Source organism: Novosphingobium sp. MMS21-SN21R (assembly GCF_031846015.1).
Taxonomy (GTDB): Bacteria; Pseudomonadota; Alphaproteobacteria; order Sphingomonadales; family Sphingomonadaceae; genus Novosphingobium.
In genome coordinates this window covers 2,017,790-2,034,176 of sequence record NZ_JAVRDU010000001.1, presented here as the reverse complement: position 1 = coordinate 2,034,176, position 16,387 = coordinate 2,017,790, and the positions used below count along the sequence as shown (strand labels likewise).

Annotated in this window: 11 protein-coding genes; 8 read left to right on the top strand and 3 right to left on the bottom strand. The window is 62.0% G+C overall.

The features are described from left to right. The first annotated feature begins 11 nt into the window (after positions 1-11). Entirely contained in the window at positions 12-3,419 is a 3,408-nt protein-coding gene (locus RM192_RS09825) for a glycosyl hydrolase (protein ID WP_311507356.1), read from the top strand. On the opposite strand, the gene RM192_RS09820 is transcribed toward RM192_RS09825, so the two are convergent. Beyond that, entirely contained in the window at positions 3,388-4,383 is a 996-nt protein-coding gene (locus tag RM192_RS09820; RefSeq protein ID WP_311507355.1) for a LacI family DNA-binding transcriptional regulator, read from the bottom strand. The two genes, RM192_RS09825 and RM192_RS09820, sit on opposite strands and share 32 nt — an antisense overlap. Before the next feature lie 309 nt (positions 4,384-4,692). Here RM192_RS09820 and RM192_RS09815 point away from each other — a divergent pair, with 309 nt between their 5' ends. From RM192_RS09815 to RM192_RS09795, 5 genes are all read left to right on the top strand, one after another. Continuing rightward, a complete protein-coding gene (locus RM192_RS09815) occupies positions 4,693-6,903 on the top strand; it encodes a beta-glucosidase (protein WP_311507354.1) in 2,211 nt (736 codons plus the stop codon). A 2-nt stretch (positions 6,904-6,905) separates the two neighbouring features. Continuing rightward, positions 6,906-8,399, top strand: coding sequence for a carboxylesterase family protein (locus RM192_RS09810; protein ID WP_311507353.1), 1,494 nt, complete (start codon positions 6,906-6,908; stop codon positions 8,397-8,399). 151 nt (positions 8,400-8,550) lie between these two features. Next, positions 8,551-8,985 carry an Rrf2 family transcriptional regulator gene (locus RM192_RS09805; RefSeq protein ID WP_311507352.1) on the top strand — a complete coding sequence of 145 codons (435 nt, stop codon included), beginning with the start codon at positions 8,551-8,553 and terminating at the stop codon, positions 8,983-8,985. Between the two features lie 52 nt (positions 8,986-9,037). After that, entirely contained in the window at positions 9,038-9,841 is an 804-nt protein-coding gene (locus tag RM192_RS09800; protein WP_311507351.1) for an outer membrane protein assembly factor BamD, read from the top strand. Positions 9,842-10,003: 162 nt separating this feature from the next. Next, a complete protein-coding gene (locus tag RM192_RS09795) occupies positions 10,004-12,148 on the top strand; it encodes a catalase (RefSeq protein ID WP_311507350.1) in 2,145 nt (714 codons plus the stop codon). A gap of 69 nt (positions 12,149-12,217) precedes the next feature. On the opposite strand, the gene RM192_RS09790 is transcribed toward RM192_RS09795, so the two are convergent. Both RM192_RS09790 and RM192_RS09785 read right to left on the bottom strand, forming a co-directional pair. Beyond that, complete coding sequence (locus RM192_RS09790) at positions 12,218-13,282, bottom strand: glycosyltransferase family 1 protein (protein WP_311507349.1); 1,065 nt, start codon at positions 13,280-13,282, stop codon at positions 12,218-12,220. Continuing rightward, the gene (locus RM192_RS09785; RefSeq protein WP_409233803.1) at positions 13,279-14,190 is read right to left on the bottom strand and encodes a UDP-2,3-diacylglucosamine diphosphatase; all 912 of its coding nucleotides are present in this window, start codon (positions 14,188-14,190) and stop codon (positions 13,279-13,281) included. The genes RM192_RS09790 and RM192_RS09785 overlap by 4 nt, the downstream gene beginning before the upstream one ends. Before the next feature lie 134 nt (positions 14,191-14,324). Between RM192_RS09785 and recN the strand changes: the two genes are divergently transcribed. Continuing rightward, positions 14,325-15,989 (top strand): DNA repair protein RecN, encoded by a 1,665-nt coding sequence (recN, locus tag RM192_RS09780; RefSeq protein ID WP_311508608.1) that lies wholly within the window; start codon positions 14,325-14,327, stop codon positions 15,987-15,989. Next, complete coding sequence (locus tag RM192_RS09775; protein ID WP_311507348.1) at positions 15,986-16,369, top strand: putative quinol monooxygenase; 384 nt, start codon at positions 15,986-15,988, stop codon at positions 16,367-16,369. The genes recN and RM192_RS09775 overlap by 4 nt, the downstream gene beginning before the upstream one ends. Positions 16,370-16,387: the final 18 nt, after the last annotated feature.

The window sequence follows — 16,387 nt, the reverse complement described above, 5'->3', positions numbered from 1 at the left end:
GAGAGAGCAGAATGACCATTCGCAAGGGCCTGACGGTCGCAACCCTCCTCGCCAGCACGACCTTGCTCACACCCATGGCCTTTGCGGAATCACCTGCTCCCACAGCAACCACTGCGCCGACGCTGGAGCAGCAGTTTCAGGACCCGCCGATGGAGGCGCGCCCGCGCGTGTGGTGGCATTGGATGAATGGCAACATATCCAAGGACGGCATCGCCAAGGACATGGCGTGGATGAAGCGCGTCGGCATCGGAGGCCTGCAGAATTTTGATGCCGGGCTGGACACGCCGCAGATCGTGGACAAGCGGCTGATCTACATGACGCCCGAATGGAAGGATGCCTTCCGCTTCGCCGCAACCGAGGCCGACCGTCTGGGTCTTGAACTTGCCATAGCAGCGTCACCGGGCTGGTCCGAAACCGGCGGCCCTTGGGTCAAGGCCGAGGACGGACTGAAGAAGGTGGTCTGGAGCGAGACCCGTATCAAGGGCGGCAAGGCCTTTACCGGCAAGTTGGCGATGCCGCCTGCCAACACCGGTCCTTACCTCGACATGCCCGACATGGACCCGCTGGCTTCGCTGCTGGGCGATACCGGATTCAAGATCCCCGAGCTTTACAGCGACATAGCGGTTCTGGCGGTGCCCGACATGGGTGGGGCTGACGTGGTGCCGACATACACTGCAGCGGGCAAGCCCATCGATGGGGCAGCGCTGGCCGATGGTAGTCTGCGTTCGGGCGTGTCCTTGCCGCGCGGGACTGCTGATGCACCAACGACGGTTGTTGCCACTTTTGCCAAGCCGGAGACCATCCGTTCGGCCACCATGTCGCTTCCGGGCGCGAAGGGTATCTTTTCGGGAGCTACGGTTGCTGCGAGCCTTGAAGCCAGCGATGATGGGCAGGGCTGGCGTAAAGTGGCTGAATTTCCCATTACTGCCGCGCCGTCCAGTGTGGGCTTTACGGCTGTAACCGCAAGGCACTTCCGTCTGGTTCTGGCAGCCCTGCCGTTCGCCGGCTCGAACATGGGCGATCCCATGCCGGGCCTCGCTCCTGCAGGCGGGTTTGTGGAAATGATGGCTGCCGCGGCAAAGGCACCGTTCGACATCAAGCAGTTCCGTCTGTCGGGCGAAACGCAGGTGGATCAGTTTGAAAGCAAGGCGGGTTTTGCGGTCGTGCCGGACTATTACGCGCTCGGCACGCCGGATGTGGAGACGGTCGGCGTTGCGCCTTTGCAGGTTATCAACCTCACTGGACGGATGAAGGCAGACGGCACGCTCGATTGGACCCCGCCCAAGGGTAAATGGCGGATCATCCGCCTTGGCTCCAGCCTGCTCGGGACCACCAACCACCCCGCGCCGCCCGAAGCAACCGGGCTTGAAGTCGACAAGTTTGATGGCGATGCGGTGCGCCGCTATCTCGAACATTACATCGGCTTGTACAAGGACGCCGCCGGGACTGATTTGGTCGGCAAGCGCGGCGTGCGCGCCATCCTCACCGACTCGATCGAAGTCGGCGCGGCCAACTGGACGCCGAAGATGATCGAGCAGTTCAGGATTTTGCGCGGGTACGATCCAACGCCCTATCTGCCTGCACTGGCAGGCGTGCTGATCGGCACGCGCGAGCAGTCTGACAGGTTCCTGCGCGACTACCGCCAGACTTTGGCCGATCTCATGGCTTCGGAACACTACGGCACTGTCGCCAAGGTCGCGCACGAGAACGACCTCAAAGTCTATGGCGAAGCGCTCGAAGACAATCGCCCGTCGCTCGGCGACGACATGGCGATGCGCAGCCATGCGGATGTGCCGATGGCCGCGCTGTGGACATATTCGCGCAAGGCTGGGCCCAATCCCAGCTATGTCGCCGACATGAAGGGCGCGGCGTCGGTTGCGCACATCTACGGCCAGAACCTCGTTGCAGCCGAGTCGATGACTTCGGCCCTTGCGCCCTGGGCCTATGCGCCGAACGAATTGCGCCGGATCATCGATCTGGAATTCGCCAGCGGTGTAAACCGCCCGGTTGTCCACACGTCGGTCCACCAGCCGGTCGATGACAAGGTGCCCGGCCTTTCGCTGATGATCTTCGGGCAGTTCTTCAACCGGCACGAAGCATGGGCCGAACTGGCGCGGCCCTGGGTCGATTATATGGCCCGCTCGTCGCTGCTGCTGCAAGCGGGGCGCAACGTGGCCGATGTTGCCTATTTCTATGGTGAGGAAGGCCCGTTGACTGCGCTTTATGGGCGCAAGTTCATCGCCGATGCACCGGTGGCGCATGCCTATGATTTCATAAACCGCGACGCGCTGTTCAATGCCGTTGAAGTGCAGGGCGGCGAAGTCGTCAGCAAGGGCGGCGCGCGTTACAAGGCAATCCAGCTTGGCGGGTCTACGCAGAAGATGACTTTGCCGACGCTGAGGCGCCTGGCCACACTAGTCGAGGCTGGCGCGACTGTTGTCGGACAGGCTCCGATCGGTTCGCCTGCGCTCAACGATGATGCCGCCGAATTCGGCGCGCTCGTCCAGAAGCTGTGGAGTGGCGCGGGTACGACCAAGGTCGGGGCAGGGCAAGTCATTGCTTCCTCTGCAATCGATGAGGCGCTGGCGGGTGCGGGCGTTGCGCCGGATCTGGTGCTTGGCGGGAAGTCTGCCGATGGTCAGGTGCTGTTCGTTCACCGCGCGGTTGCCGATGGCGACGTCTGGTTCCTCAACAATCGCAAAGCAGCGCCTGAAACCCTCGAAGCGCGCTTCCGCGTAACCGGCAAGCAGCCAGAACTGTGGCATGCCGATACCGGTGAGGTCGAGGCGGTCTCCTACCGGATCGAGAACGGGCAGACGATTGTTCCCCTGACGCTCGATGCCGAAGACTCAGTCTTTGTCGTTTTCCGCAAGGATGCCAAGGCCGATGCCATGGCGATCAAGAAGGTCGCACCTGCGACTGCGTCGACCTTGGGCGGTGCATGGAAGGTTGCGTTCCAACCGGGACGCGGCGCACCTGCATTAATCACGATGCCCAAACTCGCATCGCTGAGCGAGCAGGCTGATGCGGGTGTGAAATTCTTCTCTGGCCTCGCAACCTATACCAGCACGTTCAATCTGCCCAAGTTGGTCAAGCCAGGGCAGCCACTGTGGATCAATCTGGGCGACGTTGGTGAAATTGCCGAAGTCTCGGTCAACGGCAAGCACGCAGGCTATGCCTGGCACAAGCCCTACCGCGTAAACATTGCAGGCGCGGTGAGGAAGGGGACGAACACGGTCGAGGTCAAAGTCGCCAATTTGTGGGTCAACCGCCTGATCGGCGACGCACAAAATGGTGCCACCAAGGTCACTTGGACTGCCATTCCGACCTACACGGCGGCAGCACCGCTGCGTCCGTCGGGTCTGATCGGCCCGGTCACTCTGGAAGTCAGCGGGTCGGCGGCGCCGTCGAATCCCTGACGACGAGGTGGAAGTCCAGCTTGTGCAGAACGTTCTCGGGCTCGTCGCGACGTAGCAGAAGCAACGCCGCGGCGCGGCCCATTTCCTCGATCGGCTGACATACCGTGGTGAGGTAGGGCCAGACGGACTTCGCCACCCAGCTATCGTCGAAGCCGCACACCGAAACGTCGCGCGGAACGTTGAGGCCTGCCTGCGAACAGGCGACCATCACGCCTGCGGCAGAATCGTCGTTAGCCGCAAAGATCGCTGTCGGGACAGGCGTCTGCGCAAGTAGCTTTGCGCCCGCACCGATGCCAAGTTCGAAATTGAACCCGCCTTCCTCTTCCGCGATCGCGCCAGTCAATCCAAGAGCCCGCAGTTCGTCGATAAATCCTTGCCTGCGGCGACCGGCAGCGCCGTGGCTTTCCGGGCCGCCGACAATGGCGAAATGGCGATGGCCGAGTTCCCAAAGGTGACGGGCCATTGCTGCAGCGCCTGCGGCATCGTCGATGTAGACGCCGGGCGAACGTTCAGGCTGAATGTCTGGTGCGATCCTTACGTAACGTATGCCGGAACGGTCGAGGTAGTCGAGCAGGACGATGTTGTCGGTCAGCGGCGGTGTGAGAACGAAACCGTCGCAACGGCTGTTGCGAAGCATGGCCGATAGTTGCGCTTCCAGTTCCTCGCGCGGGACAGTGGAATCGATGTTGTCGATGCGCAGATGATGCTGGCTGTCGCGGCAGGCCTCGTAGACTCCGGTCTGGATGTTCATGGTGTAATTTGGGCTGGGGTTGTCGAACAACAAGCCGACGATGAATGCGCGTGATCCTGCCAGTGAGCGGGCGGCAGTGTCCGGCACGTAGTTGAGTTCGGCGATCGCCGCTTCAACTTTTACGCGCAGTTTTGCCGAGACGTGCGGCTCGCCGTTGATGACCCGGGACACACTTTTCAGCGAAACACCAGCCAGACGGGCCACGTCTTCCATTGTGGAATGCGAGTTGGTGCGACTTGTCATTGCGAGATTCATTCTGCCTTTGCCGATCCTGTTATCCGCGGCCTTTTAGCCGATCTTGTGGCTTCGTCATCAACCCTTGTGAATACGGGCGGCAAAACCCGCATCTCCCTGTGGCATGCCGCCTTGACAGCGCTGACAAGGATGTTCACCCTAATTGCTCGCGAGTCAACGGACTCGGGTGGGAGAGTGACAGGTTTCCGGCGTCGGGGCATGGCCATTGGGGCTCGCCTACTGTCGCGGTGAGCCTCTCTCCCTTTGCTTGAACGACGGGAGCCTTCGATGACCATTGCCAACCGCCTTGCTTTTGCTGCCTGTTCGGTGCTTGCATTTGCCTCGCACGCTGCAAATGCGCAGCAGGCGCCCGCTGTTGATATGATAAAGGCCGACGCGCGTGCAGGTGCGACAGTCAAGCAGATGACTGCAGACGAGAAGGTCGTTCTCACCAACGGGATCATGCCGCTGCCATTCTTCCCTGGCACCGTCATTCCAGAAGGGGCTGTGTTTGGCGCCGGATATATTCCCGGTATTCCTCGGCTCGGCGTTCCGGTTCTGACCGAAACCGATGCCAGCCTGGGCGTGTCGTGGGTTGGTGGTATCCGCAAGGATGGCGCCACTGCGCTCCCTTCAGGTCTTGCCCAAGCGGCGACGTGGAATCCGCAAGTAATGTACGACGGTGGCGCAATGATCGGCTCCGAAGCCCGCGCCAAGGGGTTCAACGTCCTGCTCGCCGGTGGCGTCAACCTCATGCGCGATCCTCGCAACGGCCGAACGTTCGAATATCTGGCGGAAGATCCTTATCTTTCGGGCATCCTGGTCGGCGCAGCGATTCGCGGCGTGCAATCGAACAACATCATCTCAACGATCAAGCACTTCGCGCTCAACGGCCAGGAAACCGGCCGCAAGTACGTTGATGTGAAGATCACCGAAAGTGCCGCTCGAGAAAGCGACCTGCTGGCATTCCAGATCGGTATCGAACAGGGACAGCCGGGTTCGGTCATGTGCGCCTACAATCGCGTTCACGGCGATCAGGCTTGTGCCAGCGACTGGCTGCTCAACAAGGTCCTCAAGCAGTCGTGGGGCTACAAGGGCTTCGTGATGTCAGACTGGGGCGCGGTCCCCGGTGTCGAGGCAGCACTCGGCGGGCTCGACCAGCAGTCGGGCGCGCAACTCGACAAGGCGCTGTTCTTCGGAGACGTGCTGAAGGCCAAGGCAGCAAGCGATCCGGGCTATGCAGCCAAGCTCGACGACATGAACCGGCGCGTCCTGACCGCGATTTACGCCTCGGGTCTGGACAAGAACCCGGCCAAGACGGGCGGCACGATCGATTTTGCCAAGAACGCACAAGTCGCCGAGTTGACCGCGAAGCAGGGCATCGTTCTCCTGCGCAATAAGGGGGTCCTTCCGCTGGCCAAGACCGCCAAGTCGATTGCGGTCATCGGTGGCTATGCCGACAGCGGTGTGCTTGCCGGGTCGGGGTCCAGTCTCGTTCAGGGTCCGGAAGGTCCGGCGGCCACCCGTTCGCTTGGCGGCGACAGTCCGTTCTCGGCATTGATGCAGCAGAACTATCATCGCTCGGCTCCGCTTACCGCGATCAAGGCGATGGCGCCCGGCGCAACGGTCACATTCCGCGATGGCCGCTATATTGCTGATGCAGTCGAGAAGGCGAAGCAGGCCGACGTTGCGATTATCTTTGCAACCGAGTGGCGCACCGAGGGGCTTGATCAGCCCGATCTGTCGCTCCCCGACGGCCAGGATGCATTGATCGCGGCGGTCGCGGCGGCCAACCCGAACACGATTGTCGTGCTGGAGACCGGCGGCCCGGTAGCAATGCCCTGGCTCGACAAGACCGCTGCAGTCATCGAGGCGTGGTACGGTGGCGCGCGTGGCGGTCAGGCCATTGCGTCGGTGCTGTTTGGCGAAACCAACCCCGGCGGCCGCCTGCCAGTGACTTTCCCGGCCAGTCTCGACCAGTTGCCGCGCCCTAAGCTTGACGGCGCGGACTGGGTCGAACCCAATTTCTCGGGCGATCCCGAACCGGGCAAGGATCAGCTCCACACCGACTACGACATCGAAGGGTCGGACGTCGGCTATCGCTGGTTTGCGCGGAAGGGCCAGAAGGCGTTGTTCCCGTTCGGCCATGGCCTCAGCTACACCACCTTTGAAAGCACGGGGTTGAAGGTTAAGGGCATGACCGCCAGCTTTACGGTCAAGAACACCGGCAAGCGTTCGGGCGATGAAGTGGCTCAGGTTTACCTCGTCAGCCGTGGCGGCGAGGCCAAGCAGCGCCTGGTTGGCTTCCAGCGCGTCAGCCTGGAGCCAGGCGCAGCGACGACCGTCAGCGTGAAATTCGATCCGCGCGTGCTTGCAGACTGGAAGAATGGCGGGTGGTCGTTGGCTGCTGGGGAATATGCATTCGCACTCGGCAAGGATGCTGAAGCGCTGTCGGCTCCGGTTAAGGTGAAGATGGCTGCCAAGTTGTGGAAGGATTGAGGATGCGCGCAAAGATCCTCGCATTGGTGTTGGGTGTCGGCCTTTTTGCCGGCACCAGCCAAGCCCAAACGGTCACTACTGGATCGGGCGTGGTCAAGGGCGTAACTTCGGCTAATGTCAGCGCTTTCAAGGGCATACCTTATGCCGCAGCGCCAGTGGGTGAGAACCGCTGGCGTGCACCGCAACCGGCTCCGGCATGGACGGGCGAACGTGATGCGTCGAAATACGGTGCGGACTGCGCGCAGGCGCCGTTCCCGCCTGACGCGGCTCCGATCGTGACGACGCCGTCGGAAGACTGCCTCTATCTAAATGTGTGGAAGCCCGCCGCCGCCAAGGCCGGAGCCAAGCTGCCGGTCATGGTCTGGATTCACGGCGGCGGTTTCGTCAACGGTGGCTCGTCGCCCGGTGTCTATTCGGGCGAGAACTTCGCGCGTGACAGCGTGGTGCTGGTCAGCCTCAATTACCGGCTTGGGCGTTTCGGGTTCTTTGCTCACCCCGGACTTGTCGCCGAGGGCTTTGGCGGGAACTTCGGTTTCCTCGACCAGATCGCAGCGCTGAAGTGGGTGAAGGCAAATGTCGCCGCTTTCGGCGGGGATGCCGAGAATGTTACCGTCTTCGGCGAAAGCGCGGGCGGCATGTCGATGCACATGCTGCTGCAATCGCCGCTGGCGCGAGGCCTGTTTCACAAGGCTGTGATCGAAAGCGGCGGTGGGCGTGACCGAGCCTTGCCGATGCCGACGGTGGCCGTCGCCGCGCGGGCAGGGGAGGCATTTGCTCCCGGTCTGGATGCAGCAGCACTGCGGGCGATCCCGGCAGAGAAGGTGACGGGCGACCTTTCAATGATGACCATGGGCAAGCCGGACTATTCCGGGCCGATGGTCGATGGCCGCACGATCCTTGGCGAAGGAATTGCCGGAATTAACGGCGGCATTTACGCTAACGTCCCGGTGATGGTCGGCGCGAATTCCGCCGACGGCTTCCCGTTCGTGACCGACAAGGACAAGATCTTTGCAGCTTATGGCGACAAGGCTGCCGAGGCGCGCAAACTTTATGATCCTGCAGGGACTGCTTCCGGGCTCGTCGTTGGCACGATGACCACTGCAGATCGCATGTTCATCGAGCCTGCCCGCGCTGTCGCCCGCGCCTTGGCGAAACGGGGCCAGACTGCATACCTCTACCGCTTCGCCTATGCCCATCCGGAACCGCTCGCGGCCATGGGCGGCGCACCACACGCCAGCGAACTGCCCTACGTCTTCGACACGGTTCCTGCACGGACGCACCCCGCGATGGTCAAGGGTGAAAGCGCCGTAGCGACAGCCACGCACAAGTTGTGGGTGGAATTTGCCAAGACAGGTAAGCCTGGCGCTGCTTGGCCTGCAGCATCGGAGGTTGATACAAAGGTCATGGTGATTGGCGCCAATGGCGCAAACCATGTCGATGACCCTTACAGCGCAAGGCTCGACTTCGTCGAGAGCATGGTCGTCAGCGGGAAGTAGGAGCCGAAAGCAAGCACTGAGTGGCCTTGCGCGTCACGTCTACGCTCATTCGAGGTGGGCGTGACTCGCTAAGCAGGCAGAGCCTCGACTCCTGAACAAGTAATTCTACCCGGCGCGTTGACATTCGCGCAGCAGCGTTCAACTGTTTGCCATGCTCTCGCAAAAGACGCGATATACGATCCGTGCCCTGCAACATCTGGCCGATACCTGGGGCCAGGGCGCGGTCAGGCTCGATGCTATTGCCGAGGCGCAGAACATCCCGCGCAAGTTTCTGACCGTCATCCTGTCTGAAATGGCGCGCGAAGGCATTGTGGTTTCTCATCGCGGCCGAGATGGCGGATACGAACTGGCCCTGGCGCCCGTCGATATCCGTTATGGCGACATTATCCGCCTCACGCGCGGCAGCCTCGCGCTGGTCCCTTGCGCCAGCCGCAACGCACACGAACACTGCAACAACTGCCTGCCGGAAGCAGAATGCCGCTTGCGTGGCCTGATGCTCCAGTTGCGTGACGATACAGCCGCAATTCTCGACCGCATCACGCTTGCCGATCCTATCTCGGTCGAGGCTCCCTTTGCCGAAGTGTGAAACCCTGCAACCTTCACTTGGCGTTCAGGAACCTGCTGTCTATAGGGTCGGCATGACGCTTCAATCCATGCGCCGCCCGATGCGCCTCGCCGTCCTTGCAGCCGCTACCGTCGCCATGGGCGTCACCGCCGGCTGTGCGGGTAGCAAGGGCAAGAAGGACGTCGCCTACGTCGCCCGCGATGTGGATACGCTCTATGCCGCTGCAAAGGACCGGCTTGATCGTGGCGACGCCAAGCAAGCCGCTGCACTGTTCGATGAAGTTGAGCGTCAGCACCCCTATTCGCCCTGGGCTCGCCGCGCCCAGTTGATGAGCGCATTCAGCTATTATGCGGCGCGCGATTATTCCAAGTCGGTCCAGTCGGCGCAACGCTTCCTGTCGATCCACCCGGGCAACAAGGACGCGCCTTATGCCTATTATCTCGTCGCGCTGTGCTATTACGAACAGATCAGCGACGTAACGCGTGACCAGAAGATCACGCAACAGGCACTGACCGCGATGAACGAACTGGTCCGTCGCTACCCCAACACGGATTACGCCGCCGACGCACGCCTCAAGATCGATCTGATCAATGATCACCTTGCAGGCAAGGAGATGGAAATCGGGCGGATGTACCAGCGCAGCGGCAAGTGGCTTGCTGGCACGATGCGCTTCCGCACGGTCGCAGAGAAGTTCCAGACTACCAGCCACACGCCCGAGGCGCTCTATCGTCTGGTCGAGAGCTATCTCTCGCTCGGGCTCCCGGTCGAAGCGCAGAAGGCCGCGGCAGTGCTTGGCACGAACTATCCCGGCAGCGAGTGGTACAAGCGGTCATTCGAATTGATGGAAAAGTACGCGCCAGGCACGCAGGCCATCTAAACCTGAGTTTGAGCTGTTCGAAAGGGCGCTTCCCAACGTGGGAGGCGCCTTTTTGGTTTGTGACGCATATTGATGTGCCTCGCTCGGAACCCTGTCCGCTTCCTGCCGTTGATGGCCGACCCCGTGGTCGGCGGAGTTCTGCCGGCCCATCCGGAGAGCGCGATGACACCCCCGAAACACACCCCCGCAATCGATAACACCCTGCACGATCACCAGCCCGGCGAAGGCATTTTCGCTTTCGATACGAGCCAGGGCGCAGGCGGTGAAACTCATCAGGATATCGCCGCCGAGGGGGGCGACGGCCCCGCTGCGCTGACCGACAATTTCGGGCACATCATCGCCGACAACCAGAACAGCCTCAAGGCCGGTTCGCGCGGTCCAACGCTGCTGGAAGATTTCATCCTGCGGGAGAAGATCTTCCACTTCGACCATGAGCGCATTCCCGAGCGGATTGTCCATGCGCGCGGTTCTGGCGCGCATGGTGTGTTCGAGTGCACCAATCCCATTCCGGAACTGACCAAGGCCGGCATTCTGCAGGAGGCTGGCGCGACTTGTCCCGTGTTCGTGCGATTCTCAACAGTCGCTGGCGGCGCAGGATCGAACGACACCCCGCGCGACGTCCGCGGGTTCGCAGTCAAATTCTATACGCAGGATGGCAACTGGGACCTTGTCGGCAACAACATTCCGGTGTTCTTCATTCAGGACGCCATCAAGTTCCCTGACCTGATCCATTCGGTGAAGATGGAAGCCGATCGCGGATATCCGCAGGCTGCCAGCGCACACGACACTTTCTGGGACTTCATTGGCCTGATGCCTGAAGCCATGCATATGATCATGTGGGCGATGTCGGACCGTACCATTCCGCGCACCTTGCGGCACATGGAAGGCTTCGGGGTGCACACATTCCGTCTCGTCAATGCGGACGGTAAGGGCAAGTTCGTCAAGTTTCATTGGAAGCCGGTGCTGGGCATCGAATCGCTAGTTTGGGACGAAGCGGTCAAGATCGCCGGTGCCGATCCTGATTTCCACCGCCGCGACCTGTTTGAAGCCATCGAATCAGGCAACTTCCCTGCTTGGGATCTTGGCGTGCAGGTGTTCGACGAGGCATGGGCGGCAAAGCAGCCCTACGACGTGCTTGATGCCACCAAGCTCATTCCGGAAGAGGTGATTCCGGTCGAAATCGTCGGGCGGATGACGCTCAATCGCAACGTCGACAACTTCTTCGCCGAGACCGAGCAGGTCGCATTTCTGCCCACCAACGTCATTCCCGGCATCGACTTCAGCAATGATCCGCTGCTGCAGGGCCGCCTTTTCTCTTATCTCGACACGCAGAAGTCGCGGCTTGGCACGACCAACTTCCACCAGATCCCGATCAACGCGCCAAAATGCCCGTTCCACAACATGCAGCGCGACGGCCTGATGCAGACGCTGGTCCCCACCGGACGAGCGAATTACGAGCCCAACTCCCTCGATGAAGCGGGCGAAGATTCGGGGCCGCGCGCTGCACCCGCAGAAGGTTTCAGCAGCTTCGTCGAAAATGCCGAACGGAACGACCCGACCGAAAAGGTCCGTGTACGGCCCGAGCTGTTCGCGGATCACTACAGTCAGGCGACGATGTTCTATCTTTCGCAGACGGAAAACGAACAGGCACATATTGCCTCGGCGCTTGTGTTCGAGCTTTCCAAGGTAACGCTTGAACATGTCCGCAGCCGCGTGCTTTCGCGGTTGTGCAACATTGATGAAGATCTCGCAGCCCGGGTCGCGGACGGCTTGGCGATGAAACTGCCCGAACGAGCATCAGCAGCCCGCGAGCCGGTGGATCTCGGCACATCTGACGCACTTTCGATCCAGAAGCAGGCGATGAAAACCTTTGAGGGCCGGAAGGTGGGCATTCTCTTTGCCGAAGGTTCGGACAAGGCGGCGATCGACAAGCTCAGGAAGGGAGTCGAGGATGCAGGTGGTTCGGTCTTCCTTGTTGCGCCAAAAGTTGGCGGCATCCCGGTCAAGGGCGGCACACTCAAGGCCGATGGGAAGCTCGACGGTTCGCCTTCGGTGCTGTTCGACGCGGTAGCCTCAGTCCTCATGCCAGATGCAGCGGCCAAACTGGCGACACAAGGTTCAGCGGTGCAGTGGTTCATGGATGCCTATGGTCACTGCAAGACCATCGCCCATTGCCCCGGCACCAAGGTCATTCTCGAAAAGGCAGGCGTCGAGCCGGACGAAGGCGTCGTCCCGAACGACCAATTGCTGTCCGTAGGCCCCGTCCGACACTGGGCGCGGGAAGCCAAGGTGCGTGATCTGGCGTAAATGAAATATGCCGGCAGGCCGCTTTGGCTTGCCGGCATATTCGTTCTGCATGATCAGGCAGAATGCCGATCAGGCCATTTCGTGCAACCGCACAGGTGTTACCGCTTCGCCCACTGCCGCGACGAACTGGTCGGTTGCGCGTTCCCAGTTGAATGACGCACCATGAACGGCCGCGCCCAATCGGTCGCAGCGCAGGGCTTTGGCGATGGCAAGGCCCAGATCCTCGTCCAGCGCCCCAATCTGCATCGGCAAATCGGACGCCGGGCCACGACCGTGCCGACCGATGATGTCGAGAGGTCCCGGAACGGGAAAACCGGCGACCGGGACGCCGCAGGCCAGCGCTTCGATCATCACAAGGCCGAACGTGTCGGTCCGGCTCGGGAAAACAAAGACGTCTGCCGAGCAATAAGCCCGGGCAAGCGCTTCGCCGTGCAGTGCACCCATGAAAACGACGTTCGGATAGCGCGCCTTCAGGCGGGTAAGGTCAGGGCCGTCGCCGACCACAACCTTGGTGCCCTCGATTTCGGTGTCGAGAAACGCGGTGAGGTTTTTCTCAATCGCCACCCGGCCCACGCTGAGCAGGACAGGGCCGGGGAGGTCGGAGAGTTCGGGCAAGGAAGCTTGGCCGGGACGGAACAATTCGCGGTCAATGCCGCGCGTCCACAAGCGGGTTTGAGTGATGCCCTGTGCTGCCAATTCACTCGCCATCGTAGGCGTTGAAACCAGCACGGCGCGGCTCGCCTTGTGGAACCTGCGCATCAGTGGCCAGAAGCGTTCGGGCTTGAGGCCAGTCCGCGCGGCAGCATATTCGGGGAAACGGGTGTGGAAGGCACTGGTGAAGGGCACGTCGTTCGCCTTGCACCAGCTCCGCGCGCTCCAGCCAATCGGGCCTTCGGTGGCGATGTGCACAAGATCAGGGGCGAAGTCCGCGAGCGTGCGGCGCGTGCCGAAGCGCGGAGCCATGGCGAGCCGGATTTCACTATAGCCAGGCAGCGGCATGGTGCGGAACTGGCTGGGGGTGATCAGTTCGACTTCGTGGCCTCGCCCGATCAAACGGTCGACCGTGGCGGCCAATGTGCGGACGACGCCATTTACCTGCGGATGCCAGGCATCGGTACAGATCGCGATTCTCATACGAGTTCCTCTTCGAGCGCTGGGATCGGGGCAAGCGCGGCCTTGACCGCAGCGGCACGGCGGGTTTCCTCGGCCCAATCGATTATCGACATCGAACCGTCGCGCTCCTCGACCAGTGCGGTGCAGCTTTCGACCCAGTCGCCGTCGTTGTAGTAGGTCACGTCGCCGATCTGGCGGATTTCGGCGCAGTGGATGTGGCCGCAGACGACCCCGTCCACGCCCATGTCACGTGCGGCGTGCGCCACGGCTTCCTCGAAGTCGCAGACGAACTGCACCGCGTTCTTCACGCGCTTCTTGAGATAAGCGGAAAGTGACCAATACGGCATCTTGAGGTGGCGTCGCACCACGTTGAACCAACCGTTCGCGCGCAGAAGCAGCGAATAGGCCTTGTCCCCAGCGAAAGCGAGCCAACGGGCATAGAGCACCACACCATCGAAGCCGTCGCCATGGGTGACCAGCAGGCGGCGGCCGTCTGCGGTTTCGTGAATGGCTTCGAGTTCAAGTTCCACGCCGCCGAAGCTCATGCCGGCATAAGGGCGCAGCATCTCGTCGTGATTGCCCGCAATCAGTATCACCCGGGTGCCGCGGTGTGCCATCTTGAGCACGCGGCGGACCACTTCGTTGTGCTCGTCTGGCCAGTACCAGCCCTTGCGCAGCCGCCAGCCGTCAACGATGTCGCCGACCAGATAAAGCGTCTCGCATTCGATTGAGGCCAGGAAATCGAGCAATAACGCAGCGTTGCAGCCCCGGGTGCCGAGGTGCACGTCGGAAATGAACACGGTCCGCAGCTTTCGCTTCGGCCGGAACCCGCGCGGTTCAGGCATGTCGAGCCAGGCTGGTATGGACGAAAGCAGTTCCGAGGAGGACTTGAAGGACGATGAACTGTCCCATTTCGCGCGAATAGCCATGAAGCGCACCTTTCTCCAGTTCCGGGAGCAATGGCGGATTCGCGTTGCGTGCGTGTGGCAGCCTGTCACGCGGATGAAACAAGTGGGGAACGTTGGTGACGAACGCCGCACAAGGCGCTAGAGAATCGAACGCGATGCTAACCAGCCTGTCGATCCGCAACGTCGTGCTCATCGAAGCACTGGACCTTTCGTTCGGCAGCGGCCTTGGCGTGCTGACCGGTGAGACCGGCGCGGGCAAGTCGATCCTGCTTGATGCGCTGGGCCTTGTACTGGGTGATCGCGCTGACAGCGGCCTGGTGCGGAGCGGCGAGGATCAGGCGAGCGTGACCGCGACATTTGAGTTTGACCGTTTGCCTGCCCCCATTCGCGCGACCCTTGGCGATGCAGAAGTTGATGTCGAGCCGGGCGAACCGCTGATCGTCAAGCGCCGCCTCAAGGCTGATGGAGGGTCGAAGGCTTTCATCAACGATCAGCCTGTTGGCGTGGCGTTGCTGCGCGAAATCGCCCGCAACCTCGTCGAGCTGCACGGTCAGCACGACGATCGTGGCCTCGTCAATGCGCGCGGCCACCGCGCTCTGCTCGATCGCTATGCCGGTGGTGATGTTTCCGCCGTCGAACAGGCGTGGGGCAAGTGGCGCAAGGCTGAGGATGCGCTGTCACAAGCTCGCGCGGCGGTGAACAAGGCAGCAGAGGATCAGGACCTGCTGCTCGCCCACCTTACAGAACTCGCGGCGCTCGCACCTGAACCAGGCGAGGAAGACGAGCTTGCAGGCCAGCGCGCCGACATGCAGAAGGGTGAGCGGCTTTCGGGCGACCTCGTGGAATTGCAGAAGCTGTGGGAGGGCTCGGACTCCGCGCTCGCTGGCTTGCGTAGTGCAGCCCGCCGGCTAGACAGGATCGCTGGGGAGCATCCGATGCTAGCCGAAGCGCTGGAAGCGCTTGACCGTGCCGTGATTGAAGCGGGGGAGGCCGAGGATAAACTAGGCCGGGCCGCTGAACTGCTCGCCCACGATCCGGCTATGCTCGACCGCATCGAGACGCGCCTGTTCGAACTTCGCGCCGCCGCCCGCAAACACAATTGCACAGTTGAAGAACTACCGCGCAAGATGCTCGCAATGCGCGAAGCGCTCGACGCCATCGAAGGCGGCGAGGCGCAGATCGGTACGCTTGAGCGCAACGCACGTGAAGCGGCACTCGATTATCAGGCAAAGGCCGAAACGCTTTCGGTCGCTCGTGCCGAAGCCGCCCGCCGTCTCGACAAGGCGGTCGCCGCCGAACTCGCGCCGCTAAAGCTCGATTCGGCCAAGTTCCACACAGCCGTTCTGCGACTACCCGATGATCGCTGGGGCGCTGGCGGGATGGACGCGGTCGAATTCCTGATCTCGACCAATCCCGGCGCCGATTTCGCGCCCTTGGGCAAGATCGCGTCTGGCGGCGAACTCTCGCGTTTCATCCTCGCGCTCAAGGTGGCGTTGGCGGAAGAGGGCGGGGCCGCCACGATCATCTTCGACGAGATTGACCGGGGCGTCGGCGGAGCGGTCGCAAGCGCCATCGGTGAACGCCTCGCACGGCTTGCTTCGGGCGGGCAACTTCTTGCTGTAACCCACAGCCCGCAAGTCGCCGCGCGCGGGGACCGGCACTACATGATCGCCAAGTCCTCGCAAGGCACGGTCACGCGCACCTCGGTCGGCCTGCTTGATGCGGCTTCGCGCAAGGAAGAGATCGCCCGGATGCTTTCGGGCGCCGAAGTCACCGCCGAAGCCCGCGCACAGGCAGACCGCCTGCTCGAACAGGCATGATCCTGAACCGCCGAACCTTTGTCGGCAGCACCGCCGCCGCGCTGCTGCTCGCCTCGAAAGGCCACACGATGGAAGAAGTCGATCCCGCTCAGGTCTATGCGATCATCGGCCAGATGATGTCCGCCCCCGGCAAGCGCGATGAGCTGATCGGCTACCTCACCGAAGGTAGCGCCGCCATGCCCGGCAATCTTTCCTACGAAATCTGGCGGGACAAGGCGGACGAGAACGCGATCTGGATCACCGAAGTATGGACGGACGAAGCCTCGCACAAGGCCAGCCTCGGCCTGCCACAAGTGCAGGAAGCCATCCGCAAAGCCCGCCCGATCATCGCCGGGTTCGGCGCAAGGGCCGAGGTCGAGCGGGCAGGGGGCAAGCGTTGAACGCGGAAATCAACGAAG